The 26,348-nt window shown below is 73.4% G+C and carries 22 protein-coding genes and 1 pseudogene; 9 read left to right on the top strand and 14 right to left on the bottom strand.

Annotated features, from left to right (window positions below):
• Positions 1-22 precede the first annotated feature (22 nt).
• The 7 genes and pseudogenes from ABNF97_RS12090 to ABNF97_RS12120 form a co-directional block, all read right to left on the bottom strand.
• On the bottom strand, positions 23-829 hold the full coding sequence (locus tag ABNF97_RS12090; protein WP_349338587.1) for an alpha/beta hydrolase: 807 nt from the start codon (positions 827-829) through the stop codon (positions 23-25).
• Positions 826-2,226 carry an NAD(P)-binding domain-containing protein gene (locus ABNF97_RS12095; protein WP_130460765.1) on the bottom strand — a complete coding sequence of 467 codons (1,401 nt, stop codon included), beginning with the start codon at positions 2,224-2,226 and terminating at the stop codon, positions 826-828. The genes ABNF97_RS12090 and ABNF97_RS12095 overlap by 4 nt, the downstream gene beginning before the upstream one ends.
• Positions 2,227-2,364: 138 nt before the next feature.
• On the bottom strand, positions 2,365-4,353 hold the full coding sequence (locus tag ABNF97_RS12100) for an alpha-L-arabinofuranosidase family protein (RefSeq protein ID WP_349338588.1): 1,989 nt from the start codon (positions 4,351-4,353) through the stop codon (positions 2,365-2,367).
• Between the two features lie 148 nt (positions 4,354-4,501).
• Entirely contained in the window at positions 4,502-5,227 is a 726-nt protein-coding gene (locus ABNF97_RS12105) for an endonuclease/exonuclease/phosphatase family protein (protein WP_349338589.1), read from the bottom strand.
• 48 nt (positions 5,228-5,275) lie between these two features.
• Positions 5,276-6,223, bottom strand: coding sequence for an ROK family glucokinase (locus ABNF97_RS12110; RefSeq protein ID WP_130460767.1), 948 nt, complete (start codon positions 6,221-6,223; stop codon positions 5,276-5,278).
• A gap of 107 nt (positions 6,224-6,330) precedes the next feature.
• Positions 6,331-6,984 (bottom strand): annotated as a pseudogene (locus ABNF97_RS12115) (hypothetical protein); the annotation flags it as partial.
• Positions 6,985-7,543: 559 nt separating this feature from the next.
• Positions 7,544-7,999, bottom strand: coding sequence for an SRPBCC family protein (locus ABNF97_RS12120; RefSeq protein ID WP_130460768.1), 456 nt, complete (start codon positions 7,997-7,999; stop codon positions 7,544-7,546).
• 161 nt (positions 8,000-8,160) lie between these two features.
• On the opposite strand from ABNF97_RS12120, the gene ABNF97_RS12125 reads away from it, so the two are divergent.
• The 3 genes from ABNF97_RS12125 to ABNF97_RS12135 are packed head-to-tail and all read left to right on the top strand — an operon-like array spanning position 8,161 to position 12,360.
• Positions 8,161-9,975, top strand: coding sequence for an AMP-binding protein (locus tag ABNF97_RS12125; protein WP_130460769.1), 1,815 nt, complete (start codon positions 8,161-8,163; stop codon positions 9,973-9,975).
• 14 nt (positions 9,976-9,989) lie between these two features.
• Positions 9,990-11,684: a histidine kinase gene (locus tag ABNF97_RS12130; protein WP_130460770.1), complete on the top strand. Its 1,695-nt coding sequence runs from the start codon at positions 9,990-9,992 to the stop codon at positions 11,682-11,684.
• Positions 11,685-11,691: 7 nt separating this feature from the next.
• Positions 11,692-12,360, top strand: a complete 669-nt coding sequence (locus ABNF97_RS12135; RefSeq protein WP_130460771.1) for a response regulator transcription factor — start codon at positions 11,692-11,694, stop codon at positions 12,358-12,360.
• 106 nt (positions 12,361-12,466) lie between these two features.
• Here the strand turns inward: ABNF97_RS12135 and ABNF97_RS12140 are convergent, their stop codons facing one another.
• The 4 genes from ABNF97_RS12140 to ABNF97_RS12155 all read right to left on the bottom strand — a co-directional run bounded on the left by ABNF97_RS12140 (position 12,467) and on the right by ABNF97_RS12155 (position 16,914).
• Positions 12,467-13,591 (bottom strand): glycosyltransferase family 4 protein, encoded by a 1,125-nt coding sequence (locus ABNF97_RS12140; protein ID WP_349338590.1) that lies wholly within the window; start codon positions 13,589-13,591, stop codon positions 12,467-12,469.
• On the bottom strand, positions 13,588-14,847 hold the full coding sequence (locus ABNF97_RS12145; RefSeq protein ID WP_349338591.1) for a M48 family metallopeptidase: 1,260 nt from the start codon (positions 14,845-14,847) through the stop codon (positions 13,588-13,590). Before ABNF97_RS12145 ends, ABNF97_RS12140 begins: the two co-directional genes overlap by 4 nt.
• A 178-nt stretch (positions 14,848-15,025) precedes the next feature.
• The gene (locus tag ABNF97_RS12150) at positions 15,026-15,250 is read right to left on the bottom strand and encodes a hypothetical protein (protein WP_130460774.1); all 225 of its coding nucleotides are present in this window, start codon (positions 15,248-15,250) and stop codon (positions 15,026-15,028) included.
• A 161-nt stretch (positions 15,251-15,411) separates the two neighbouring features.
• Complete coding sequence (locus tag ABNF97_RS12155) at positions 15,412-16,914, bottom strand: NYN domain-containing protein (protein ID WP_130460775.1); 1,503 nt, start codon at positions 16,912-16,914, stop codon at positions 15,412-15,414.
• Between the two features lie 126 nt (positions 16,915-17,040).
• Between ABNF97_RS12155 and ABNF97_RS12160 the strand changes: the two genes are divergently transcribed.
• The 6 genes from ABNF97_RS12160 (at position 17,041) to ABNF97_RS12185 (ending at position 23,762) form a co-directional block, all read left to right on the top strand.
• The gene (locus ABNF97_RS12160; RefSeq protein ID WP_130460776.1) at positions 17,041-18,807 is read left to right on the top strand and encodes a DEDD exonuclease domain-containing protein; all 1,767 of its coding nucleotides are present in this window, start codon (positions 17,041-17,043) and stop codon (positions 18,805-18,807) included.
• 143 nt (positions 18,808-18,950) lie between these two features.
• Positions 18,951-20,732, top strand: a complete 1,782-nt coding sequence (locus tag ABNF97_RS12165) for an HD domain-containing protein (protein ID WP_130460777.1) — start codon at positions 18,951-18,953, stop codon at positions 20,730-20,732.
• A 52-nt stretch (positions 20,733-20,784) separates the two neighbouring features.
• Positions 20,785-21,321 (top strand): NUDIX hydrolase, encoded by a 537-nt coding sequence (locus ABNF97_RS12170; protein WP_486484463.1) that lies wholly within the window; start codon positions 20,785-20,787, stop codon positions 21,319-21,321.
• A 188-nt stretch (positions 21,322-21,509) separates the two neighbouring features.
• Positions 21,510-22,397 carry a nucleotidyltransferase family protein gene (locus tag ABNF97_RS12175; RefSeq protein ID WP_349338690.1) on the top strand — a complete coding sequence of 296 codons (888 nt, stop codon included), beginning with the start codon at positions 21,510-21,512 and terminating at the stop codon, positions 22,395-22,397.
• 110 nt (positions 22,398-22,507) lie between these two features.
• Positions 22,508-22,795 carry an Lrp/AsnC ligand binding domain-containing protein gene (locus tag ABNF97_RS12180; protein WP_130460778.1) on the top strand — a complete coding sequence of 96 codons (288 nt, stop codon included), beginning with the start codon at positions 22,508-22,510 and terminating at the stop codon, positions 22,793-22,795.
• Positions 22,796-22,862: 67 nt separating this feature from the next.
• Positions 22,863-23,762 carry an alpha/beta hydrolase family protein gene (locus tag ABNF97_RS12185; protein WP_349338592.1) on the top strand — a complete coding sequence of 300 codons (900 nt, stop codon included), beginning with the start codon at positions 22,863-22,865 and terminating at the stop codon, positions 23,760-23,762.
• Between the two features lie 103 nt (positions 23,763-23,865).
• Here ABNF97_RS12185 and ABNF97_RS12190 read toward each other — a convergent pair whose 3' ends face one another.
• From ABNF97_RS12190 to ABNF97_RS12200, 3 genes are all read right to left on the bottom strand, one after another.
• Positions 23,866-24,525 carry a DUF4142 domain-containing protein gene (locus ABNF97_RS12190; RefSeq protein ID WP_130460780.1) on the bottom strand — a complete coding sequence of 220 codons (660 nt, stop codon included), beginning with the start codon at positions 24,523-24,525 and terminating at the stop codon, positions 23,866-23,868.
• A gap of 216 nt (positions 24,526-24,741) precedes the next feature.
• On the bottom strand, positions 24,742-25,803 hold the full coding sequence (trpD, locus tag ABNF97_RS12195) for an anthranilate phosphoribosyltransferase (RefSeq protein WP_130460781.1): 1,062 nt from the start codon (positions 25,801-25,803) through the stop codon (positions 24,742-24,744).
• A gap of 59 nt (positions 25,804-25,862) precedes the next feature.
• Complete coding sequence (locus ABNF97_RS12200; protein WP_130460782.1) at positions 25,863-26,273, bottom strand: response regulator; 411 nt, start codon at positions 26,271-26,273, stop codon at positions 25,863-25,865.
• Positions 26,274-26,348: the final 75 nt, after the last annotated feature.

Consider the following 26,348-nt stretch of genomic DNA (forward strand, 5'->3'; position numbering starts at 1 on the left):
TCATGGGGCGCCGGGTGGGTGGTCAGGCGGCGGGGTCCTTGTCGAGCCAGTCGAGGATCGCGTCGATCGGCTCCCGCCACCGGGCGTCCAGCATCATGTCGTGCCCCATGCCGGGGAAGAGCAGCGGGGCGACGCCGTACCGGCCGGCCGCCCGGGTCAGCGCCGCCGGCGGCACCACCCGGTCGTCGGGGCTACCGACCACCAGCACCGGCGGGTTGCCCACCGCCGGCTCGACCGACCGCTGCCAGAGCAGCTGCCACTGGGCCCGGGCGGAGGCGCGACCGAGCCGGGCAGTGTATTCCCGGGCCGCCGCGTCCGGCAGCTCCCGGCTGAACAACTGCCGGTGGTGCAGTCGCAGCCGCCCGCCGAAGACCGCCGGCAGCGTCCCGACGGGGTTGCGCAGCAGCGCGGTGCCCAGGGTGCGCCAGCCGCCGAAGACCGGCGCGAGCAGCACACCGGCCCGGGCCGGATAGCGGGCCAGCGCGTGTGCCACCACGAGCGCGCCGGCACCGTGCCCGACCAGCACCGCCTGCCGGTCCAGGCCCGTGGCCACCTGGACCACGTCGTGCGCGTACGCCCGCAGCGTCGCATCCGGCGCCGGCCCGCTGCCGCCGTGCCCGCGCAGGCTGACCGCGTGCGCCGGAAACGCCCGCGACGCGGCGTGTTCGAGCCAGTGCTCGGCGAACGCCCACGCCCCGTGCCCGAATCCGGGTACGAACAGCAGTGGCGGCTTGCCCTCCGGCGCCTCCGGCGTGGCGGCGCGTACCTCACGGAACACCGCCGGCACCGGACGGGTCCAGTCCCGCACCCGTACGACCCGGGTCTTCACGCCGCCACCTCCATCTCGTCCAGGGTGCGCTGCAACACGCGCAGGTAGTCGATGTGCCCGATCTCGAACCAGTGCCGGGTGCTCTCCTTCACCTTGGCGGAGTGCCACCGGTTGCCGGCCTCGGCATCGATCCGGGCCGCGAAGGAGCGGGCCCGATCCGGCGCCGTCTCGCGCAGCCGGAGCCAGCGGGCGATCACCACGGTCTGCCAGTGCACCAGCGGCAGCAGGCCGGAATCCGCCTGGAGCAGGCCGGCCACGGCCAGCGTCGGATGCCGCCGCGGAAAGGCGTTGAGGTAGAGGGCCGGCCGGCCCGCCGCGTCGGTGCCGAGCAGCTCCGGCGCGAGGAACTCGAAGCGCGGCAGGTAGCCGGTGGCGAAGACGACCAGGTCCGGCTCGATCTCCTCTCCGTCGACCAGGGTCACGCTGTTGCGGCGGAACCGGCCAACGTCCGGCACCGGCGTGATCGACCCGTGCCCGAGCTGGTGGACGAGGTGGCTGTTCACGATCGGATGGGTCTCGAAGACCCGGTGGTCGGGGCGGGGCAGCCCGAACCGGGTCAGGTCACCGACGGTCAGGTTCAGCATCCGGTGGAACAGCCACTGCCGTAGCCGCAGCGGCAGCCGGAACGGGACCAGGGAGTCGTTGACCTGGTCGGCCGGGCGCCCGAAGGCGTACTTCGGGGCGTACCAGTAGCCGCGCCGGGTGGAGTGCCAGCACTTCGCCGCCTGCTGGCCGGCTTCGACCGCGATGTCACAGCCGGTGTTGCCGGCCCCGACCACCAGCACCCGCTTGCCACGGATCTGGGTCGCGTCCTTGTACGCCGAGGCGTGGATCACCTTGCCCCGGAACTCCTCCAGCCCCTCGTACGAGGGCATCTTCGGTGCCCAGTTGTGCCCGTTCGCCACCACCACCGCCGCGTACCGGGAGGTGCGCTCGGCGCCGTAGCCGCCGGTGCTGCGGGTGGTGACGTCCCAGCGGTCCCCGTCGGCCGGCTCGACCCGGACCACCTCGGTGCCGAACCAGATGTGCGGCCGCAGGTCGAAATGGTCGGCGTAGTGCTCCAGATAGGACAGCAACTGGCTGTGGTGCGGATAGTCCGGCCAGCTGTCCGGCATCGGGAAGTCGGGATATTCGGTCAGCGGGCGGGACGAGATGAGGTGGGTGCTGGCGTAGACCGGGCTGCGGTCGTGCCGCCAGTTCCAGGCCCCGCCGACCCCGGTCTCCCGTTCGTAGCAGTCGACGCCGAAGCCGTACTCCTTCAGGTTCTTTATCGCGGTGAGGCCGCTGGCCCCGGCGCCGATCACGCAGACGGTGCCGGCCCGGTCGTAGACCGGGCGCCCGTCCCGCCAGAGGGTCGCGGCCGGGCCGTTGCTCTCCTGGTCACTGAAGGTGGACACCGACGAGTCTCCTTTTGTCCGGCACGAGTGCCGACGTGCGGGGGAATCCTCTCGGCTGCCGTCGCCCTTGTCCAGCCCAACGCGCGCGGTCGCCCGGTACGTACCACCCCGGCGGGGACCGGCCGCGCCTCCGGCGTGTCAGGCTCGCGGCAGCTTGAGCAGGGTTATCGAGTACGGCGGAAAGGTCGTGTTGAAACCGTTGGCGTCCACCGGGACGGTGGACCGGGCCATGGTGACCGCGTTCGGTGTCTGCGCGTCGTTGTGCGCGGTGAAGTCGGCGGGTGCCACCTGGCGCACCTCGGCGGTGCCGTTGCCGGTGAAGCCGTTGACCACGACCCGGGCGGTGACCGCGTCACCGGCCGTCGGCGACCGGTTGACCACCATCAGGTAGACGGCGCCGGCCGGGTCACGCGTCGCGGTGACCCAGAGCTTGTGGTACTTCTCCCGGCACCGCGCCGGGGCGTTCGCGTCACACAGCTCCGTGTCGGACGGATCCCGCATCGAGTCGACGGCGATCGAGTGCCGGATCCGGCTGCCGCGGGACTCGAACATCGGCTTGACGGCCTCCCGGGCGACCGCCTCGGCGGAGTAGACGAACCCGCTGTTCGGCGGGCCGAGCAACGTGTACCAGCCGTGCGAGGAGAAGTCGTTGCCCAGCGCCCACGGGATGCCCATCTCCAACCAGCTGATCCACTGGGTGGCCATGTAGAGCGCGTGCGTCATCGAGTGCGCGTACTCGGGGAAGGGGTTGTCCTGGTCGGGTCCCCAGAGCGCGCCGTACTCGGAGACCGCGACGTACGGGTGGGGCGTACCGGTGTGCGCGTCGACCGCCCCGCGCACGTCGACCATCTGCTCACTCTGGTCCCAGGCGCTGAGCATGTGCCAGTCGTGTGCCTCCAGCGGGCTGTCCCAGTCAGCCCTGCCCTGCGCCTTGAAGTTCGTGTACGGGTGCATGGCGAGGCAGTCGTACCTGCTGCCCGCCGGGGCCAGCTTGCGGAACCAGTCCGGGAAGTTCGCCGCCCCCCAGGTGGCGCAGACGCTGATCTTCGGGTCGACGGCCTTCATCTTGCGGTAGAAGTCGACGAAGCCGAGGTGGGTGGAGGTGTAGTCGGCGACCACGGAGGCCCCGCTCGGCGGGATCGCCCCGTGCCGACCGTCGCCGAAGGCCACCTCGCCGATGTGCGGACGCAGCGTGTAGACCCGGTCGGTCGGCCCGGCCGTGTCCAGGCTGTCCACCCGGCGCCAGGTGGTGCCGCCGACGCGGAGCGTGAACGTGCCCACCACCACCGACGGGTAGGTGACGTTGAAGATCTGGCCCGGGGTGCCGTCGCTGGGCACCGCCGCCGTCGAGCCCGTGCAGAGCTTGTTACCCGCGGCGTCGCGCAGCGTCAGCTTGCCCAGGCCCGCACCGGTGATCCGTCGGGTGCCCCCGTTGATGTACTGGGTGATGGCCTCCTTGACCGGCGTCGGGGAGCCCGCGGTGTTCTGCGCCATCCAGTACCGCTGGTTGGCGAGGTAGTGCTCGTTGCCGAGCTCGAAGTGGGTCACCCGGTACGGCTCGGGATGCCCGTTCGCCTTGCGTACCTCGGCCCAGTCGATGTCGCCGTTGGGGTTGACCCCGTCGCCGGAAGGCGTGTTCAGGTACTCCACCAGGTCGGCCGCGTCGAACGGGTTGCCGATGGTCATCGGCACCATGACCTGGGTCTCCGCGCCGACCGCCGCCGCGAACCGCATGTGCTCGTCCAGCCCGTACGACGGGCTGCGGGCCGGCAGCACGTCGTCGGCGGGATCGGCCAGCACGCCGAGGGTGCTCGCCCGGCCGTCCCGCTGGCACATCCGGTTCTGGCCGATCGTGCCCTTCCACCAGACGGTGTTGCCGACGGTGCCACCGGGCCAGCGGAGCAGGCTCATGCCCATCGCCCGGGCCTTGGCCACGACGTCCGGGACCGGCGCTCCGGCCGCCGCGTCCCACACCCCGTAACCGTCGAAGGTGTACCGGTGGTTGGCACCGAAGAGGAGGGCGGGCACCTCCCCCCGGTCGTCGCCGCCACCACCCGCGTAGACGGTGATGGTCTCCGTCGCCGCGGCCGCCGGGCCCGGAACCACGACACCCGATCCGAACAGCACGACGAAGAGGGCAAAACCAACGGCGGCACGCGATCGGCGACGATTCACGCGGACAAGGTACTCCCATCGCGGACTCTCGGACACCCGCCGGTAGGTGTCGGGGCGGCGGGTACGCGCCCGAGCACGATGCTCCGCACCCTGGTCTCGGTCAGCCGGCGGCCGGGAGCAGCAGGTCGGCGCGGATCGGAAAGTGGTCGCTGGCCCGCCGGGTCTGCTCGGTGTCCACCACGTCGTAGTCGAGGACACCGATCCGAGGGTCGACGAAGAGCGCGTCGATCCGGTCGCGCGGTTGCTGGCACGGGTAGGTGAACCGGGACTCGCCGCCGGCCACCACGGCCGCGTCGGTCAGCCCGTCGGCGACCGTACGCCAGGCGCCGCCGCCCGAGTTCTCGTTCAGGTCCGCCCCGACCACCACCGGCAGCCGCGTCGCGGCCAGCTCCTGCTTGAGGAGCAACGCCTGACCGGGCCGCTCGGCCGGGTCGGTGGAGAGGTGCGAGCCGGCCAGGGTGAACCGGGACGCCCCGACCCCGCACTCGGCGAAGACCGCACCGCGCATGTGCCGGCCCGGCGTCAGTGGAAACTGCCGGCACCAGGTCTGGTAGACCCGGACCCGGAGACTGGTCAGCAGCAGGTTGCCCAGGGCCGGCAGGCCGCCGCCCGCAACCACCAGACCGAGCCGGTCGGCCAGGGCCGCGCACCTGTGCCGCCAGCGGAACCGGCGCGGTGCCTCCTGCACGATCACCACGTCCGGGCGCAGCGCCCGGACCGCCTCGGCCAGCGCGTCGACGTCGTCCCGCTGGCCGTGCACGTTGTAGGAGAGCACCCGAAGGTGCACCGGTGACGCCTCCGCGCCGGAGGACTGCTGCTGACCCACGCCGTACCCCTTGCTCCGCTGCTGTTCCCCGGCCCGTGTGCCGCCCGGCTAGCGGCGCCGTGCCAGGTCTGCGGCGCCGACCATCCCGGCCGAGTTGCCCAGCTCGGCCGGGCGGATCTCGGCCACCGGAATTCTGGCACGCGCGGCCAGAGCCTCCAGATAGGAGCGACGGGTCGGGCCCATCAACAGGTCACCGGCCTCCACCACGCCCCCGCCGACCACCAGCACCTGCGGGTCCAGGATCTGCGCCATGTCGGCCAGCCCGGTACCGAGCCAGCGGCCGATCTGCGCGAACGCCGTACCGGAGACCGGATCGCCGGAGCGGGCGGCGGTGGTCACCATCGGCCCGCTGATCGCGTCCACGTCACCGCCGGCCAGGTCGAGCAGGATGGTGGCCCGGCCCGGCTCCTGCCGGGCACCGGCCCGGGCGAACCTGACCAGGGCGTTGCCGCTGGCGTACTGCTCGATGCAGCCGAGCCGGCCGCAGCCGCACACGTGGCCGTCCGGTACCGAGAGCATGTGCCCGAGTTCGGCGGCGATGCCGTGCGCGCCGCGCAGTAGCTCCCCGCCGAGCACGATGCCGCCGCCCACCCCGGTACCGATGGTGAACAGCACCATCGAGTCGTCGGCGTCCCGGGCCGCCCCGTACCGGAACTCCGCCCAGGCCGCGACGTTGGCGTCGTTCTCCACGATCACCGGCAGCCCGACGGCGTTGCCGACGAAGTCGCGCAGCGGCTCGTCCCGCCAGGCGAGGTTCGGGGCGAACAGCACGGTGGAGCGGGCGGCGTCGATCCAGCCGGCGGCACCGATGCCGACCGCGGTCACCTCGTGCTCGGCCGCCAGCTCCTTGACGACCTCGACGATCACGTGGCGGGTCCCGGCCACGTCCTCGGCGGGAGTGTCCCGGCGTGTCTGCGCCCGCACCTCACCGTCGACGTCGACGACCCCGGCTGCCACCTTGGTACCCCCGACGTCGACTCCGATGGTCAGCGTCACCGAGCCGCTCCCCTCTGCCACACCGCACCCACGCGGTCACTGTCCCGCCACGCCACTGTCGCCGTACCGTGCCGGCCCGGTGGGCACCGGCGGACCCGGCCCGGCGGTCAGCCGTCCTGGCCGGGTGCGGCCTGCTCGCCGGAACCGGTGGCGACCGGTCCCGCCGGGGTCCGCGACGCGGGTACCGGTGGTCGACCGGCAGCCGTCGGCGCGTCGGGCCGGGCCGGTTCCGTCCCGGCCGGGGTCACCCGGTCCGGGCCGGCGGTCGTCCCGGTCTCCCGGGTTCCGGCCTGGGCACGGGTGGCGGCCGCCCAGACGTCGTCCGGTTCGTCCACCGGCCACGAATCATGCCTGGTGCTGGCCGCATCGCGCCACACTGTCTCCCGCCACCTGCCCGGCGCCTCGGTCGACCCGTCCCCGGGCGGGGTGGAGGGGCCGGCGGAATCCTCCGGGCCGTCCCCGCTTTCGGCCTCCGGACCGACCCCGGCGGTAGGACTCCCGGCGTCGTCGTCCCCGGCGTCGTCGTCCCCGGCGTCCCGGCCCGGGCCGGTGGTTCGGGCCGTACCGTCGCGGCGTCCGGTGGGGCCGGTGACCGAGGAGAGGGCGCGCAGCAGGCTGGCCAGCCCGGCCGCGAAGTCACCGGCGCCGGTGGCCAGCCGCTCGGCGAGTTCGGGACTCGGATCGCGCAGGGCGGCGATGGAGCGGCAGACCGGGCAGACGCAACATTCGGGATCGCCGGTGGCGAACCCGGCCCCGAACGGCGCTGCGGGTCCGGCCGACGCTTCAGGTCCGGCCGGTTCGGGCTCCGCCGCCGCTTCCGGCCCGGTCGCCGGTTGGGGTTGCGCCGTCGCTTCAGGCGTCGGTTCCGGCCCGGTCGCCGGTTGGGGTTGCGCCGTCGCTTCAGGGGTCGGTTCCGGCTCGGTCGCCGGTTGGGGCTCCGCCACCGCTTCGGGCGTCGGTTCCGGTTCGGGTTCCGCCGTTGCCCCGTGCGGGCGGGCCGCCCGGGGCGGGTCGGTGGGGGTCGGCTCGGGACGGTCCGCCGGTGGGGTGGCCGACCCCGGCCGGCCGGGTCGGGGCACCACCCCGGCCTGGTCCAGTACGTCGGAGATCACCTGCCCGAGCGGACCGAAGGCATTCGCCCGGTCCCGCGCCTGCGACGCGGCCGAGCGGGCCATCGCGAGCGCGGCGGCCACCAGCCGCTCGGCCTCGTCCCGGGCGGAACCCGGATCGGGCGCTCCGCCGTACGAACCCCTGTCTCCCATGATCGGCTCCTCTACGCCCGCCCCGCTCCGGGTGGGTCCGGCGCCCCACCCGATCCCGTCACCGCGTCCCGTTGAGAGTCTCCACCCGCCGCTTGAGCTGCGTCAGTGCGGCATCCATGATCATTTTCTCGGCCTTGCGCCGGAACATCCCCAGCATGCCGACCGAAAGCTCGACCTCCAGGGTGTAGGTCACCGTCGAGGTGCCGTCCCCGTTGTCCTCGATGTCGTACGAACCGTTCTGGACCTTCTGCATCCGCGAGGGCTCCACCAGGTGCCACTCGATCCGCGAGACGTCCTCGGCATACTCGTACGCCAGGGTGTACTCGTCGGTCATCACCGAGGCGTCCAGGACGAACCGAACCCTGGCCGGGTAACCGTCCTCGTACTCCTCGACCACCTCGACCCGCTTGACCGCGTCGGCCCACTCGGGATATCGCCGGAAGTCGCAGATCACCGCCGTCACCTGGGGCGGCGGCGCGGCGATCATGATGGACTGGGTGGAGGATTCCGCCATGCTCGGCAGGCTACCGCGCAACGGGGTGACTCCGGCCGACCGGCTCGACCCGTTCGTTCCCCCCGCCCACCTGGCCGGGCGGTCCGGGCCGGTCGAAGGTAGGTTGCGGGTAGTCCGACCGGCCAAGCTGGCCGAATCGCTACGAGCACGAGGGAGTGCAGGTGCGCGAGTTCTCGGTTCCCCCAGTGGTCACGGTCGGGGACGCGGCCAACCTCACCGACCCGGTCTGGGACAACGCCGAGGAGTCCCCGGACACCGTGCAGTTCGCCCGGCGGGCCGTCGACGCCGCCGGCCCGCGGGCCGGCTGGACCGACGTGACCTGCCGGCAGTTCCGCGACGAGGTGGTCGCCCTGGCCCGAGGGCTGATCGCCGCCGGGATCAACCCGGGCGACCGGGTCGGCCTGATGAGCCGCACCCGGTACGAGTGGACCCTGGTCGACTACGCGATCTGGGCGGCCGGCGGGGTGACCGTGCCGATCTACGACACCTCCAGCCCGGAACAGATCAACTGGATCCTCTCCGACTCCGGGGCCGTGGCCTGCGTGCTGGAGACCAACGGGCACGCGATGGCGCTGGCCGGGGTCCGGGACCAACTGCCGAAGCTGGAGCAGGTCTGGCAGATCGAGGTCGGCGGCCTCGACGAGCTGGTGGCGCTCGGCGAACGGGTCGACCCGGCCGAGGTCGACGTGCGGCGCCAGGGGGTCGGGGCGGCCGACATCGCCACCATCATCTACACCAGCGGCACCACCGGGCGCCCCAAGGGCTGCGTACTGACCCACCGGAACCTGCTCTCCGACATCCGCAACGCCATCCCGGTGCTGCCGAACCTCTTCAACGAGGGCGCCTCGACACTGCTCTTCCTGCCGCTGGCGCACTCGTTCGCCCGGCTGATCCAGCTCGGCGCGGTCCACGCCCGGGCCACCATGGCGCACTGCTCCGACCCGAAGAGACTCGTCGACGAACTGCAGGGGTTCAGACCGACCTTCGTGCTCTCGGTACCCCGGGTCTTCGAGAAGGTCTACACCGGCGCGGTGCAGAAGGCGACCGACGAGGGCAAGGGCAAGATCTTCGCCAGCGCCGAGCAGGTGGCAGTCGCGTACAGCCAGGCCCTGGACACCCCGTCCGGGCCGGGCCTGGGGCTACGGCTGCGGCACCGGGTCTTCGACCGGCTGGTCTACCGCAAGCTCCGGGCCGCGCTCGGCGGGCGCTGCCAGAACGCGATCTCCGGCGGAGCCCCGCTCGGCGCCCGGCTCGCGCACTTCTTCCGGGGCGTCGGGGTGCTGGTCTACGAGGGGTACGGCCTGACCGAGACCTCCCCGGCCGTGGCGGTGAACCTGCCCGGCGCCACCCGGATCGGCACCGTCGGCCGGCCCCTGCCGGGGGTGACCATCCGGATCGCCGACGACGGCGAGATCCTGATCTCCGGTGACGTGGTCTTCCAGGGCTACTGGAACAACCCCGAGGCGAGCGCCGAGGTGCTCGCCCCGGACGGCTGGTTCCACAGCGGTGACCTGGGCGAGCTGGACAACGACGGCTTCCTCACCATCACCGGGCGGAAGAAGGAGATCATCGTCACGGCCAACGGCAAGAACGTCGCCCCGGCCGTACTGGAGGACCGGATTCGGGCGCACCGGCTGGTCAGCCAGTGCATGGTGGTCGGCGACCGGCGGCCCTTCGTCGCCGCGCTCGTCACCGTCGACGAGGAGGCGCTGCCGGGCTGGCTGCGCGAGCGCGGCCGCCCGGACGGTACGCCGATCGGGGAACTCCGGGACGACCCGGAGCTGCGCGCCGAGATCCAGGCTGCCGTGGACGAGGCGAACCAGGCGGTGTCCCGGGCCGAGTCGGTCCGGCAGTTCCGGATCCTTCCCCGGGACTTCACGGAGGCGACCGGCGAGTTGACCCCGTCGATGAAGGTCAAGCGCCGCGTCGTGGAACAGACATACTCGACGGAAATCGCCGGGATATACGGCGACTGACTACCATCCGTCAGGTGCCCGCCTCGACCACCGGTCTTCCCCGTCCGCACCCGCTCGCGGCGGCGGCGCGGGTCGTCATGCTCGCGCTCGTCGCGGTGCTCACCCTGATCGCCACCCGGGAGCCCGGGCAACTGCGCTGGGTCGCCCTGCTCGCCGTCGCCGGCATCCCCGCGCTGGTCGCCCCCCGGCACCGGATACTGGCCCCGCTCGGCCGGTTCGCCGAGGTCGTCCTGGTGGGCCTGGCCGCCGGCCAGATCGCCGCCGCGGCGCACATCGGTACCCCGATGCCCGGGGTCGGAGCCTCGGCGATCCTGCCCTACCTCGCCGTACCGCTCACCGTGGCGGCCCTGCAGCGGCGGGTCCGGGAGGGCATCGCGCTGGTCGTGGTCGCCGCGGTGACCCTGATCACCAGCGGCGCCCTCACGACCGGCGACGGCGGGCCGCAGATCAGCCAGGTCGGATATCTGACCGTGGCCGCCCAGTGGGTGATCCTGGCCGCGCTCGGTCTCTTCGCGGCGGGTTCCCTGCAACGGATGGTCCAGGCCCGCCAAGAGCCCCGGCCGCAGCCCTACACCGAGGCGACCCGACTGCTGACCCAGTTACGCAGCGTCGCTCGACAGCTACCCGGAGCCACTCTTGATCCGGGCAGCATCTCCGAGCACCTGATCGAGGAGTTGCGCGGGGTCACCCGGGCGGACCGGGCGGCGGTGCTCTCCGCCAGCGGGGGCGGCCGGCTGGTCGTGCTCGCCCAGGCCGGTGCGGACCGGGTCGACTGGGAGACGACGCTGGACGCCGACTCGGCCATCGCGGACGCCTGGGCGAGCCAGCAGCCCCAGACGGCACACCGGTCGCAGGCCCGCTCGCACCCCGGCGGCGAGGTGTCCGCACTGGTCGTACCGCTGGTCGCCGGGGTCCGCACGGTCGGCCTGGTGACCCTGGAGGCCGACGTGGCAGGCGCCTATCCGCCACCGGTGGTGGCCCGGGTCACCGCGCTGACCCGCCCGGCGGCGCTGCGGCTGGAGGCCGCGCTCCTCTTCGACGAGGTACGGTCGCTGGCCACCAACGAGGAGCGGCAGCGACTGGCCCGGGAGATCCATGACGGGGTGGCCCAGGAACTGGTGATGGTCGGCTACGGCATCGACAACGCCCTGGCCAGCCTCCCGGAGGAGGCCAGAGAGACCGGCGAGGAGCTCCGCGCCCTGCGTGGTGAGGTGACCCGGGTGATCACCGAGTTGCGGCTGAGCCTCTTCGAGCTGCGCAGCGAGGTCGACCGGCACGGCGGGCTCGCCGCCGCCATCGCCGAGTACGCCCGCACCGTCGGTGCCTCCGCCGGTCTGCGCGTGCACTACACCCTCGACGAGTCCACCGCCCGGCTGCCGGCGGCCACCGAGGCGGAGCTGCTGCGCATCGCGCAGGAGGCGATCACGAACGCCCGCAAGCACGCCGGAGCGTCGAACCTTTGGGTGACCTGTGCCGTGGATCCCCCATTCGCCCAGATTGAAGTGTCGGATGATGGTCAGGGCATTGCTGACCAGCGGCCCGATGGCAGGTATGGTCTTGCGATCATGGCGGAGAGGGCGGAACGTATCCGGGGCCGGCTAGAGATCAGTCCGCGACACCCCAGCGGCACGACGGTGGCAGTGGTGCTCGGAACCTCGCCCCGGCGCGATAACGTGCGCGATAGCGTCACCGCATCAGAAGGGGAGTAACCCGAGCATGACCACCAGCCCCACGCCGACCACTCGGACCAAGGTCCTGCTCGTCGACGATCACGACCTGATCCGTAAGGGCCTGCGGCACGCGTTCGAGCGGGATCGGCAGTTCGAGGTCGTCGGCGAGGCCGCCACCGCCGCCGAGGGGGTCCGCCAGGCCGGCGCCCTGCAACCCGATGTAGTGATCATGGATCTCCGACTTCCCGACGGCAGTGGACTGGAGGCGACCCGGGCCCTTCGCAAGTCCAGCGCCACCATGGGAATCGTGGTGCTCACCATGTACGCGGGCGACGACCAGCTCTTCGGCGCCCTCGAGGCCGGCGCCAGCGCCTTCGTACCGAAGACCGCCCCCGCCGACGAGGTCGTCGCCGCCGCCCGGCACGCGGCCTCCTCGCCGAGTGCGTTCACCGCCGCCGACCTGGCCGAGGCGATGAAGCGCCGGCTCGCCCCGTCCGGTCCGCAGCTCTCGCCGCGGGAGGGGCAGGTGCTGCGCCTGCTGGCCGACGGGATGAGTGTCGCCGGCATCGCCAAGCAGCTCTTCGTCAGCGAGTCGACGGCCAAGACGCACATCTCGAAGCTCTACGAGAAGCTCGGCGCGGCCAACCGGGCCCAGGCCCTGATGACCGCACTCCGGCTGGGCCTGCTCGAAGCACCGGACGCCCCGAAGTTCTGACCACCGGCCGGAGTGCCGGTCCGGTGCCAGCGGTACGCCGCTGACCTGGCCCGGCACCCCACCCGGCACCATCGACCCCGGCTGACGGCACCCAGCCCGAGCGATGTCAGCCGGCCAGCAGCTCCGTCATCCGTCGCGCCTGCCGCTCCCAGCGCCACTCCCGTTCCACCCAGGCGCGGCCGGCGGCACCCATCCGGCGGGCCAGCTCCGGGTCGGCGAGCAGCCTCGCCACCCGGTCGGCGAGCTGGCCGACGTTCCGGCCGTCGACGACGTACCCGGTCTCGCCCTCCCGGACCGCGTCCGGAGCGCCGCCGGAGTTCCCGGCCACCACCGGCAGCCCGGTAGCGGACGCCTCCAGATAGACGATGCCCAGACCCTCCACGTCGAGCCCGCCGTTGCGGGTGCGGCACGGCATCGCGTAGACGTCTCCGGCCGCGTAGTGCGCCGGCAGTTCGGCGGTCGGCACCGAACCGGTGAAGACCACGTCGGCGGCGACTCCGGCCCGACGGGCGAGCTTCTCCAGCGTCCCCCGGTACGGCCCACCGCCGACCACGAGCAGCGCCGCCCCCGACACCCGGCGACGGATCTCCGCCCATGCCCGGATCAGCGCGTCCTGCCCCTTGCGCGGCACCAGCCGGGAGACGCAGACCACCACCGGCCGGTCGACGAGGCCGTGCCGGGCGCGCACCTCGGACCCGTCCACGTCCGGGTGGTAGACGTCCACGTCCACCCCGGGAGCCAGCCGGCGCAGCTCGGTGCGGCCGCGCAGCACCCGGTCCAGCCGGACGCGCGTGTACTCCCCCAGATAGGTGGTGACGTCGACGCCGTCACCGATCCGACGCAGCGCCGCACGGGCACCCGGCAGCGCCGCCCAGCCGACCTCGTGCCCGTGGGTCTGCGCCACCGCCCGGGCGATGCCGGTCCGGCGGCGCAGCCCGGCGGCGAGCAGCCCCAACGGGGCCGCCGCGCCGAACCAGACGGTGTCGCAGTCGTACGCCCGGGCCAGCTCCGCCGCCCGCCGGGCGACGCGCCGGGTCGGCAGCAGCACGCCGGTCGGTTCGCGGACCACCTCGAACGGCTGGTCGGCGTCGAACTTGTCGGCGCCGCGCCAGGTGGAGGCGTAGACCACCACCGATCCGGCCGGCTGCCGGACCGCGAGGCCGTGCACGAAGGACTGGATGCCACCGGGCCGCGGCGGAAAGTCGTTGGTGACGAGCAGAGTCCTGGTCAACCGCCGGCTCCTCGGGCGTACGCGCGGGCCGCGGCCATGCGCTCCACTGTGGATGGGTGACTCGCCCGGAAGAGGTACTCCCACCGGGGCGGATCGGGGTCGGCGAGGTTGACGCTGGAGAGCCGCCGCTGCATCGCCTCGAAGGACGCCGGATCACCGGTCAGCGCCAGGGCGTGCGCGTCGGCCCGCGCCTCGACCTGCCGGGAGACCCAGGCCTGGGCCGGTGCCGCCAGCAGGCCGGCCACCGTCACCAGGGCGAGCAGCAGCGGAAACGCTCGTGGCTCGGCCACCGAGTCGACTCCGGCGGCCCGCAGCAGCGCCCCCGAGGAGCCGAGCAGATAGAGCGCGACGACCGCCGCCGCCGCGCCGAGCGCGCCGGTGAGGGTGCCGGTCAGCACGTCCCGGTCCTTGGCGTGGCCCAGCTCGTGCGCGACCACGGCGGCCACCTCGGCCGGCGGCGCCTCCCGCAGCAGGGTGTCGTAGACGACGATCCGTCGGGTCGGCCCGAACCCGGAGACGTACGCGTTGACCGCCCGGGTCCGCCGCGACGCGTCCGCGACCAGCACGTCCTTCACCGGTACGCCGTCGGCGTCGGCCAATGTCATCAACTCGGTGCGCAGCGGCCCCGGCTCCATCGGGGTGAACCGGTTGAAGATCGGCTCCACCAGCACCGGCAGTACGAAGGAGAGGAGCGTGACCAGCACCGCCGCGCCGGCCGCCCCGAACGCCCACCACCAGCTCGGGGCCAGCCGGGTCACCGTGTAGAAACCGAGCAGCGCCACCGCGCCGATCACGGCGCTGACCGCGTACGACTTGAGCAGGTCGACCGTCCAGCCCCCCCAGCCCTGGGTGGAGAGCCCGTAGCGGGCCACCACCGCATGCCGCCAGGCGGCGAACGGCAGGGTGACCAGGTCGGCCACCAGCACCACGGCCAGACCACCGAGCACGGCCTGGGCGATCCAGTTGTCGCCGAAGGGGCGCCCGACCAGGGCGACCAGCTTCGCGCCCAGCGGGGTGAGGCCGAGTAGCAGGGCGACCACCAGCCCGACGACCAGGGCGCCGTAGCCACCCGGGCGCAGCGCCGCGCCGAAGGACCGCCCCCGGGCGACATCGGCCGGATCCAGCTCGTCCAGCGCGGCGAGTTGGTCGGCGCGGGGGGCGGGCGGGCGGTGCCACGGCACCAGCAGCGCGGTGGCGGCGACGAGCAGCACGACGAGGGCGACGAGGGTCAGCCCGGCCCAGGCCCGCGGCGTCATGTCGCCGTCCGTACCCGCTCGGTCATCCGCTCCGCCCTTCGCCGGCCCGATCGCGGGGCCAATCCTATGCCGGACCGGTCGCCGGGACCCTCGGCCGGGTCGACCATCCCCGGCCGACTCGAACAGGCCGAGGTCGGGGCCACCTGGCCGGCGACGCGGGGCGGAGTCGGCCGACGGCCTACGCGACCCGTCTGCGCCGACGCCGGCTGGCGAGCCGGGTAGGCGCCGAGACCGGGGCGTCCAGGATCTCGACGTCGAAGCCGGCCCGGGTGAAGACCTCGATCGCGTGCATCTCGTCGGCGGTCAGCGCGGCCTGCCCGGGCGGCTGGTCCAGCAGGGCACTCACCAGGCACCCGGAACAGGCCGCGCCCCGCAGGGGGCAACTGTCGCAGTCGATGAGCATCTGCGCACTCCTCACAGCAACCGGGGACGGTGGTGTCATGACCTGGCCACCATCCGTGACACCGACGCTAGAACGGGGGTACGACAAAACCGCCGTTGCCACCCAACGCCCCCATCCGGATGATCAACGGACAAAGGGTCGGGCGGGTCCCGCGCGACCGCTCAGGAACGGGCGAGCCGGCGCAGCAGAGAGTCCGCACCGAGCGGATAGGCGCCGTGCCGACGCACCCCGTCGGCGACCTCGCGGTCGGAGGAGACCACCACGACCGGCCGGCCGGCCGGCTCGGCCCGGACCAGCCGGCGGATCAGGTCGTCGGCGGTCTCGCCCTTCCGGGAGAACAGCACCCTCACCCCGCGCGGCGCGGGCGGCAGCCCGTGCACCCGCTCGGCACCGTCGAAGACGACCGTCACCTCGTCACCGGTCTGCGCCGCGATGCCGCCCAGCCCGGTGATCAGGCGCTTGCGCTGCTGCTCCAGGGACATGTCCCCGAAGCCGCGCTTGGTGACGTTGTAGCCGTCGACCAGCAGGTGTGCCCGGGGCAGCGCCAGCAGTTCGTCCAGCCGGGCCGGGTCGTCGGCGTCCAGCGCCCGGGCCGAGTTGGCCGTGGCCGGACGCTCGGCGAACGTGTCGGCGACGTAGTCGGCCGGCAGCCGGTCGGCCGGATCGAGGGCCAGTTCCCGGCGCAGCCCGACGGCGGCCCGACCGATCGTCTCCAGCAACAGCCAGAGCCGGGCGTCGTCCACCGAGCGGGCCTCCTTGGCGGTCTGCCGCACCGCGCCGGCGGTCGCCTCGGCCTCGGCCAACCGGGCACGTACCCGGCGCAGCTCCGCCTCGTGATCGGCCGCCGCCCGGCTGGCCCGGCCCTTCTCCGTCGCCAGCAGCTCGGCCGCCCGTCGCTGCTGGGCCTGGGTCTCCCGCAGCGTCCGACCGAGCACCCGGTTCTCCTCGCGGAGCTGGCCCAACTCCTCCCGGAGCCGGGCCACCTCGTCGCGCAGCTTGTCGGCCTCGACCTTCGCCACCGCGCGGTCGTGCTCGGCCCGGGTCGCCCGCTGCTCGGCCTCCCGGACCAGTTCGGCCACGACCGCGCTGTCCACCTCGGCCCGGACCGCCGCACCGGCGTCCTCGACCAGATCACGCCAGCCTGGCGGTCGGGTCAGGTAGGCGAGCGCGGCCACCTCCACCGGATCGGCGGCGGCCGGGCTCGCACCGGAGACCACCACGGATCCCAGTTCGCCGGCCTCGGCGAGCACCCGGCTGGCGACCCGCTGCCGGAACAGCGGATCGGCGGCGAGCTGGGTGGCGATCGGCCCGCCGCCGAGCCGGGCCCGCCGGTTCGGCGCGAACTTGGCGACCCGGCGCAGCGGCGGCGGCAGTTCGTCGGAGGGCAGCGTCGGCAGTGCGGCAGCGGCCAGGCTGACGATCCGGGCCCGGACCGGCTCCGGCAGCGTCGGCTCCGGCTCCCGGTCACCCGGCTCCCCGTCGGCCCGCGTCCGGTCAGCTGAATCCCCGCCGGCCCGCTCCGGATCGGTCGGGTCGGTGCCGGCTTCGGCCGGACGCGGCACGTCGATGCCGCCGTCCCGCCCGGGATCGCCAGCACGCTCGACGCGCGCAGGCTGCGCCGCCTCCTCCGGGAGGCGGTCGTCGGACGGTTCGGCGCGGGGCATGCCGCCAGTCTCCCACCGACACCCTACCGATCGCCCAACACCTCAGATGATCTCGGCCCGTCGGCCCCGGTAACGAGTGGTACGGATGATACGGAAGTGTCGTACGTGCCACCTAGCCTGCCCGCCGTGGTCTCACCTCAATATGTCCAGGGCACTCTGGACGGCCTGCCGGACGGCACTCCCGGCGCGGACGGCTGGTCCGACGAGGCGACGTCACTGCGCCAGACCACCTTCGTGGTGCTCGACCTGGAGACCACCGGGGGCGCCCCGGACGGCGGCGGGATCACCGAGATCGGCGCGGTCAAGGTGCGCGGCGGCGAGGAGTTGGGGGTGCTGGCCACCCTGGTCAACCCGGGTGAGCCGATTCCGCCGTTCATCACGGTGCTGACCGGGATCACCCAGGCGATGCTGCTGCCCGCCCCGCCGGTCGAGGAGGTGCTGCCCAGCCTGCTGGAGTTCCTCCGGGGTGCGGTGCTGGTCGCGCACAACGCCCCGTACGACGTGGGTTTCCTCAAGGCCGCCTGCGCCCGGCACGGCTACACCTGGCCGAACCCCCGGGTGCTGGACACGGCGGCGCTGGCCCGCCGGGTGCTCACCCGGGACGAGGTGCCCAACCGCAAGCTCGGCACCCTGGCGGCCTACTTCCGCACCCCGCACCAGCCGACCCACCGGGCGCTGGCCGACGCGCACGCCACCGTGGACGTGCTGCACGGGCTGATCGCCCGGCTCGGCGGGCACCGGGTCGAGACCCTGGGCGAGGCGATCGAGTTCGCCAAGGCGGTCACTCCGACCCAGCGCCGCAAGCGACACCTGGCCGAGGGGCTGCCCAGGGTGCCCGGGGTCTACATCTTCCGAGCCGCCGACGATCGGCCGCTCTACGTCGGCACCTCCGGCGACATCGCCACCCGGGTCCGCAGCTACTTCACCGCCGCCGAGAAGCGGGCCCGCATCTCGGAGATGCTGGCCGCCGCCGAGCGGGTGGAGGCGGTCGAGTGCGCCCATCCGCTGGAGGCGGAGGTACGGGAGTTGCGGCTGATCGCGGCGCACGCACCGCCGTACAATCGCCGGTCGAAGTTTCCGGAGCGGATGGTCTGGCTCAAGTTGACCTCGGAGCCGTACCCGCGGTTGTCCCTGGTCCGATCGCTGGGCCCGGACGACGCCGCCTATCTCGGCCCGTTCGGTTCGCGCCGCTCGGCGGAGCTGGCCGCCGCCGGGGTGCACGACGCGGTGCCGCTGCGCCAGTGCACCCCCCGGCTCTCGGTGCGCAGCACCAGCCCGGCCTGCGCGCTGGCCGAGCTGGGTCGCTGCCCGGCACCCTGCGAACACCGGATCTCGGTCGAGGAGTACGCGCACCGCGCGGTCGAGCCGGTCCGCTCCGCCCTGACCGACGACCCGCAGGTGCTGGTCGACGCGCTGCTGGCCCGGATCGGGGTGCTCTCGGACGCCCGGCGCTACGAGGAGGCGGCGGTGGTCCGGAGCAGGCTGGCGGCGGTGCTCCGGGCCACCGTCCGGATGCAACGCCTGGTCGGGCTGACCAGCATCGGCGAGCTGGCCGCCGCCCGGCGGGCCGCCGACGGCGGTTGGGAGATCGCGGTGATCCGGCACGGCCGGCTCGCCGGGGCCGGCACCGCCGCCCCGGGCGTACCGCCCCGGGGCGTGCTCGACCTGGTCCGGGCCACCGCCGAGACGGTGCTGCCCGGACACGGCCCGGTCCCGAACGCCACCGCCGAGGAGTCCGAACGCATCCTGTCCTGGTTGGAGCGCCCGGAGACCCGACTGGTGGCGGCCTCCGCCGGTTGGGCCTCCCCGGCCAGGGGCGCGGGGCGGTTCCGTGACCTGCTGGCCCGGGCCGAGGCGGCGTCGTCGCGACAACTCCCGACCGAACGCACATAGGCAAGTGACCGATCGGACGACCTTCACTCCTTTAGGCTGTTAGAGAAGTGCAGTCCTGCCCGATTTCGGGGCTTGCGTTCGCACCGGCGTCCCGGCGCGTCCGTCGGCACCGGACGCGGCGGCGAGTGAGGAGGTGGCTCCGCGTGAACCTCGAGGCCGGTCACGGCGCTGCCTTCGGAAGCGCCCGCCCGCCGGAGATCACGCTGAGCCGGCGGCTGCGCTCGTTGCTGTCCTGGCCGTCCGCTGAGGACGACCCGGTGACCCAGCTGGTCCGGGCCCACCGCAGTGTGCACCCCAGCGCCGATGTCGGAGTGCTGCGCCGCAGCTACGCCATTGCCGAGAGCATGCACCGGGGGCAGTTCCGCAAGAGTGGCGAGCCGTACATCACCCATCCGCTGGCGGTGGCGCAGCTCTGCGCCGAGTTGGGAATGGACACCGTCACGCTGGTCGCCGCCCTGCTGCACGACACCGTGGAGGACACCCGCTACACCCTCCAGGCGCTCACCGGTGACTTCGGACGCGAGGTGGCGCACCTGGTCGACGGGGTGACCAAGTTCGACAAGGCGTTCTACGGCAAGGCCGCCGAGGCCGAGACGATCCGCAAGATGATCGTGGCGGCGGGCAAGGACGTCCGGGTGCTGATCATCAAGCTCGCGGACCGGCTGCACAACATGCGTACCCTCGACGCCCGCTCGCTGGCCTCCCGGGCCCGGATCGCCCGAGCCACCCAGGAGGTGCTGGTCCCGCTCTGCGACCGGCTCGGCATCCAGGCGTTGAAACGCGACCTGGACGACGCCGTGCTGCGCCACCTCGAACCCGAGGCGTACGCCCGGATCGACGAGTACGTGAACAACCGGCCGGACTGGGCCGGCTATCTGGACGACGTGGTGGGCCAGGCCAAGGTGGTGCTCCGGCGCGACAAGATCGTCTCCACCGTCCGGCGCCGGGACCGGCACTACTACTCGATCTGGAAGGACACCGTCGCCCGGGACCAGACCACCCCGTTCGACCTGCCCCGGATCGCCATCGTGGTGGACGGCCCGGACACCGACTGCTACGCCGCGCTCGGCTCGATCCACGGGCTCTGGCGGCCGGTCGCCGGGCGGTTCAAGGACTACATCGCCGCGCCGAAGAACAACCTCTACAAGTCCCTGCACACCACGGTGATCGGGCCGAACGAGCGGATCGTCGAGGTGCTGATCCGGACCAGGACGATGGACCAGTCCGCCGAGTACGGCGTCGCCGCCCACTTCCGCTTCCCCAGGCCGGGCGTCGACGCCGCGGGCAGCCCGGAGCAGCTCGACTGGTTGCAGCGGGTACTCAACTGGGAGCGGGACACCGCCGATCCGGCGCAGTTCCTCCAGTCGCTGCGCTGCGATCTCGCCGAGGCCCAGATCCAGGTCTTCGCCGAGGGGCGGCAGATCGTCCTGCCGGCCGGCTCGACCCCGGTCGATCTGGCGTACGAGTTGGGCCCGCACCGCGGCGACCACTGCCTCGCCGCGAAGATCAATGGTCGGCTGGCCCCGCTCTCGTCCGAACTGGACGAGGGCGACGTGGTCGAGATCTTCAGCGAGACCGACGCGCAGGGCGAGTTCGACCTGGCGGTCGCACCACCCGGGCCGCGCAAGGAGTGGCTCGGCTTCGTCAAGTCACCGCACGCGCAGATGCAGATCAACCGCTGGTTCGCCGATCACCAGGAGCCGGCGATCTCGATCTCCGACAAGGTCCGGCTGGGCCGGGCCACCATCGGGCTGACGCTGCGCAAGCACGACCGGGGGCTCGCCAACGACCTGCCGCTGCGCCGGCTGGCCGAGGAGCAGGGCTATCCCGACCTGGAGACCCTGCTGGTCGCGGTGGTCGACCGGACGGTCGAGCCGGACGCCGTGGTCGAGCAGCTGATCGCGATGGTGGACCACCAGGAGTGAACCGGGTGCGCGGGTCGCGCGCCGGGCCCGGACACCGCACTAGCCTGGTCCGGTGATCTCCCACCGCTCACCGACGCGCGCCGTCGGCTACAAGATCTTCTACCGTCTGCCCCTCGGGGTGCGCCGCCGGTTGGTCCGACTGGCGGTGCCGAAGTACATCGTCGGCGCGGTCACCCTGGTGCACGACGCCGAGGCACCGGCCCCGGGCCGGATCCTACTGCTGCGTCAGCCGCCGGGTCGCGGATGGACGCTCCCGGCCGGACTGCTCCAGCGCCGCGAGGCGCCGCTGGTCGGCGCCGCCCGGGAGCTGCACGAGGAGACCGGCATCGAGCTGCCGCTGACGGAGTTCCAGCCGGCCGTGCCGAACGCGGTGGTACACGTCAAGGGCTGGGTGGACATGGTCTTCGAGGTACGCGTCCCGGCCTCGACCACCGAACTGGTGGTCGACGGTGCCGAGGTGTACGAGGCCGCCTGGCACCCTCTCGACGAACTGCCTCCGCTCAGCACCGCCACCGCCCGGCTGCTGGCCCACTACCGGATCGGCCCCCTCGCCGAGACCGACCCGGCCGGCACCCCACCACCATCGTGACCACAACCCCCGGTCCGGCCCGGCAACCCGGTCCGGCCCGGATCACGACCGACCAGCTCGGGACCGACCGGCTCGGAGCCGACACGCTCGGGGCCGGCGCCCGCGATGCCGGTGCGCTCGGAGCCGACACGCTCGGGGCCGGCGCCCGTGATGCCGGTGCGCTCGGGGTCCGGGTCGAGGTCTGCGCCGTGGTGCTGGCCGCCGGGGAGGGCCGGCGGTTGCGCCCGCTGACCGAACACCTGCCGAAGGCGCTCTGTCCGGTGGGGAACGTGCCGCTGCTGGATCGGGCGCTCGGCCGGCTGGCGGCGCTCGGCCTCGACACTCCGGCGACCGTCGCGGTGAACGCCTGCTACCTGGGTGACCAGGTGGTCCGGCACGTGGGCGGCCGGGCTGCGCTCTCGGTCGAGCCCGGTGACCCGCTCGGCACCTCCGGCGGGGTGGCCAACCTGCGGCACTGGATCGACGGCCGGGGCGTACTCGTCGGAAACGCCGACGCCTATCTGGCCGCGCCCGGCAGGCCACCCGGACCCGACATCGCCGCGCTGCTCGCCGGCTGGGACGGCACGACCGTACGGCTGCTCGGCCGACCGGTCGACGGGCCGCCCCGCCCCGGCGACTTCGGCCGGCACCGGTTCGCCGGCTTCTCGCTGCTGCCCTGGGCCCGGATCCGCGACCTGCCGGTCGAGCCGGCGGAACTGGTACGCACCGTCTGGCGCCCCGCCGAGTCGGCCGGCGAGCTGGAGGTGGTGGAGTTCCCCGGCCGGTACCTCGACACCGGCACGCCCGCCGACTACCTGGCGGCGAACCTGCACGCGGCGGGCGGCGGCAGCCTGGTCGACCCGACCGCCGAGGTGACCGGCGAGCACCGGCTGGCGGTGGTCGGCGCCGGTGCGGTGGTCCGGGGCAGCGTCGAGCGGTGTGTGGTCTGGCCCGGCGGCCTGGTCCGGCCGGACGAGCACCTGACCGACGCGGTACGGGTCGGTGCCGCCCTGACCGTCCCGGCGGCAGACCCGGACCCCCGGCGGCGGACCCCGGCCTCCCACCGCCATCCTGACGGTCCTGCCGGCAGACCCTGATCGCGACCCGGCTGCCGACACCGCTCTAGCATGGGCGGGCAGCCGCAGCGCATCCGCGCCACCTGGCGCGGGGTCGTGCCGGCGAGCACGCCGACGAGAGGAGTACCCCGGTGATCACCGCGATCGTCCTGATCGACTGCGCCACCGACTCGATCCCCGAGGTGGCCGAGGCGCTGGCCGCAGTGCCCGGCGTCAGCGAGGTCTACTCGGTCGCCGGTCACGTCGACCTGATCGCGATCGTCCGGGTACGCGAGTTCGAACAGATCGCCGAGGTGATCGCGGGACGGATCTCGAAGGTGCCGGGCGTGGTCGGCACCGAGTCGCACATCGCCTTCCGGGCGTACTCCCAGCACGACCTGGAGGAGGCCTTTGCGATCGGCCTCCCCGACCCGGACTGACCGGCGTCGCGACGCTGGAGCCGGACTGAGGCTACCCGCCAGTAACGTCAGTGGGTAGGCTCACCGGATGACCAGCAGGCCGGACCAGAACCGGACCCCGGACCAGAATCCGACGCCGGAGTACGAGGAGTCCTTCGTCGACCGCGACGGGGGCCGGATCGCGCTGCGCAACTACCCGGACCCGGTCGGCGCACCGGAGGCGCCGGTCGTGGTGGTCTGGCCGGCGATGGGGGTACGGGCCAGCTACTACGCGCCGTTCGCCGCCGCCCTCCGCAGCGCCGGCCTCGCCGTGGTCGTGGCCGACCTGCGGGGCACCGGCGCCAGCACCCCGGCACCGAGCCGCGCCTCCCGATACGGCTACGCCGAGCTGGCCGGTGACGTCGGCGCGGTGCTGGAGAGCCTCAAGCCACGGCTCGACGGCCGGACCCGAATCCTGCTCGGGCACTCACTCGGCGGGCAGGCCGCACTGCTGCACCTGGCGCTCGACCCCACGACGCAGGTCGACGGGCTGGCCCTGGTCGCGGTCGGACTGCCGTACTGGCGGACGTATCCGGGCCGCCGTCGCCTCGCGGTCCTCACCGGCAGCCAGTTGGTGCACGGCTGCGCGGCCGTCCTCGGCTACTGGCCGGGATGGGGCTTCGGCGGCCGGCAGGCGCGCGGGGTGATCCGGGACTGGGCGTACGCGGCCCGGACGGGGCGGTTTCCCCGGCTCGACGGGGTGGATGCCGAGGCGGCCGTCCGGCAGGTCCGTACCCCCGTGCTGGCGGTCAGCGTCGACCACGACCAGTACACCCCGCACGAGACTCTCGACTACCTCTGCGACAAGCTGGTCGCCGCGCCGATCCGGCGTACCCGGCACACCGTCGCCGAGAGCGGTATCCGACTCGACCACTTCACCTGGGTACGCGCGTCGGCGCCGATCGCCGCCCGGGTGGCGGCGTTCGTCGCGGAGCTGCCGCCCCGGTAGCCTCGCGGTCCGACCCGGCCGGTAGCCACGGTCGCGCGGCGACGGGCCCCCCGGAGCAGTAGTGACCGGAGGACCCGTCATGCCGCCGCGGTGCGGCGGCAGGCTAGCTGATGGTCGGGCTCGGCGTCACCGTGCCACCCGGCGACGGAGCGCCGGAGCTGACTCCCGGACTCGGTGCCACCGTGGTGCCACCCGGGATCGGGATGCCCAGGCTCTGGGCCAACGCCACCAGCGCGTGGTGGTGCGCCTGGAGCACCGGAGCCGCCTGCTGCGCCACCTGCTTGGCCGACGGGTCGGAACCCTGGGTCAGCTCGGCCTGCACCAGTTGCATCGCCTGGGTGTGTGCGGTCAGCTGGGCAGTGACCCACTGCGTGTCGAAGTCCGCACCAGTGACGTTCTGCAACTGATTGATGACCGCCTGCTGCTCGCTGGTCACCTTGTTCGGCAGGGTCAGGGACGCCGCCGAGGCGACGCTCTGCACCTTCTGGTCGAGCTGGGTGTGATCCGTCACGAACCGACCGCCGAGGTCCTTGACCTCCTGGTTCGCCCCCTTCTGCTTGGCCAGGTTGCCGGTCGCGATCTCCGCGAGGTTCACCTGGTGGATCGACTGCAGGAACTGTTTGTCCTGCGCCGACAGCGAAGCGGACGGCGTGGCCGACGGCGTCCCCGACGGTGCCACGGCGGCGCCGTACGCGGCTCCCGCCGGTACGAGGCCGAGCAGCGCCATCGAGACGAGCACACCCAAGCGTTTGACGACCAACATGTTGTTCCCCCCTCCGTCGTTGAACTTCGGGGATACCCGGTTGACCCGATCGCACGCGGACCCAGGGCAGCCGAGATCGGCCAGGTCCGACACGCCCCGCCCGACCGGCACCCGGGGGCGAACCGGACGCCGCGTTTGTGGGTCGATCCGCCGGGTAGGCCGCGCCCGGGACCGGTACCGGGGGGTGGCCGCGCCCGGGAGGGCCCGCGCGGGCCGCTACAGTTCGTCGGCCCTGGCGGCCTTGGCGACCTCGACCCAGCCGTCGAGGGTACGGGCGGCGGCGCCGGAGTCGATCGACTCGGCCGCCCGGACCAGCCCGTCCCGCAGGGCCGGCAGCAGCCCGCCGGCGAACCCGCCCTTCGCCGCCAGTGCGGCAGCGGCGTTGACCAGCACCGCGTCCCGGACCGGGCCACGCTCGCCGGCCAGCAGCCGGCGGGTCACGTCGGCGTTGAAGGCGGCGTCGCCACCGCGCAGGTCGCCGGGCGCCGAGCGGGGCAGGTCGAGGTCGGCGGCATCGACCACCGTCTCGGTGACCCCGCCCTGGTGCGCGATCCACAGCCGGGTCGGCGCGGCGGTGCTGAACTCGTCCAGCCCGTCCTCGCCACGCATCACCAGCACCGAGTCGTCACGCCGGGCGAAGACCTCGGCCATCACCGGAGCCATCCGGGGGTCGAAACACCCCACCGCGCCGGACCGGGGTCGGGCGGGGTTGGTCAGCGGGCCGAGGAAGTTGAAGACCGTCGGCACACCCATCTCGCGTCGGGGCACGGCGGTGTGCCGCATGCCGGGGTGGAACCGGGCGGCGAAACAGAACCCGATGCCGACCTCGGTCACGCACCGGGCCACCCCGGTCGGCCCCAGGTCGAGCGGTACACCGAGGAACTCGAGCAGATCCGCGGCCCCGCAGGTGGAGGAGGCGGCCCGGTTGCCGTGCTTGACGACGCGCACCCCGGCACCGGCCACCACCATCGCGGTCATGGTGGAGATGTTGACGGTGTGCGCCCGGTCACCACCGGTGCCGACCACGTCCACGGCGTCGGCCCGCAGCGGCTCGGGCAGCTCCACCAGGGTCGCCCGGTCCAGCATCGCCTCGACCAGGCCGGCCAGTTCGACCGGGGTCTCCCCCTTGGCCCGCAGCGCCGTGGCGAACCCGGCGATCTGCACCGGGGTGGCCGACCCCGACATGATCTCCCCCATCGCCCACGCGGTGTCGGCGGTGGAGAGCTCCTCGGCGCGCAGCAGCGCGGCGAGGAGGTTGGGCCAGGTCCGTTCCCCCATGCGGGCCTCCCGGGCGGGGCGGGTGGTTGGCGGGTGTGTGCTGTGCGGTTCCCGGAGCCCTAGGAGCGGGCGCCCGCCCCGTCGGCGCGGGCGCGGAGCAGGGCGGCCACGGTCTGGCCGGTGGTCACCGGGTCGAGCGGGTGCACCAGGGTGGCGTCGACCTCGGCGTAGGCCGCGAGCCAGCGGTCGGCGGCGCGGGCGATCACGACGCAGGTGGGCGGGGCGTCCTCCCGGTCGTCCTTGATCTGCCGGGCGATGCCGAGCCCGCCGGCCGGGGTCGCCTCGCCGTCGAGCAGCAGCAGGTCGATCTCGTAGTCGTCGACCAGCCGGATGCACTCGTCGTAGCTGGCCGCGTCGACGAACTCGACGGTCAGGTCGGCCGCCGGCCGGGTGCCGACCGCGAGCCGCATCCGGTCGCGGACCTCCGGGTCGTCGCTGTAGAGCAGGACGGTGAATTGACGATCGCTCATCGGTCGCTGGGCTCCCACCTCGTAGCTGCCCGCCGATCGTACCGGTCGGCTCCGGGCCCCGACCGGCCCGCCCGG

The organism is Plantactinospora sp. B6F1 (assembly GCF_040120695.1).
Lineage (GTDB): Bacteria > Actinomycetota > Actinomycetes > Mycobacteriales > Micromonosporaceae > Plantactinospora.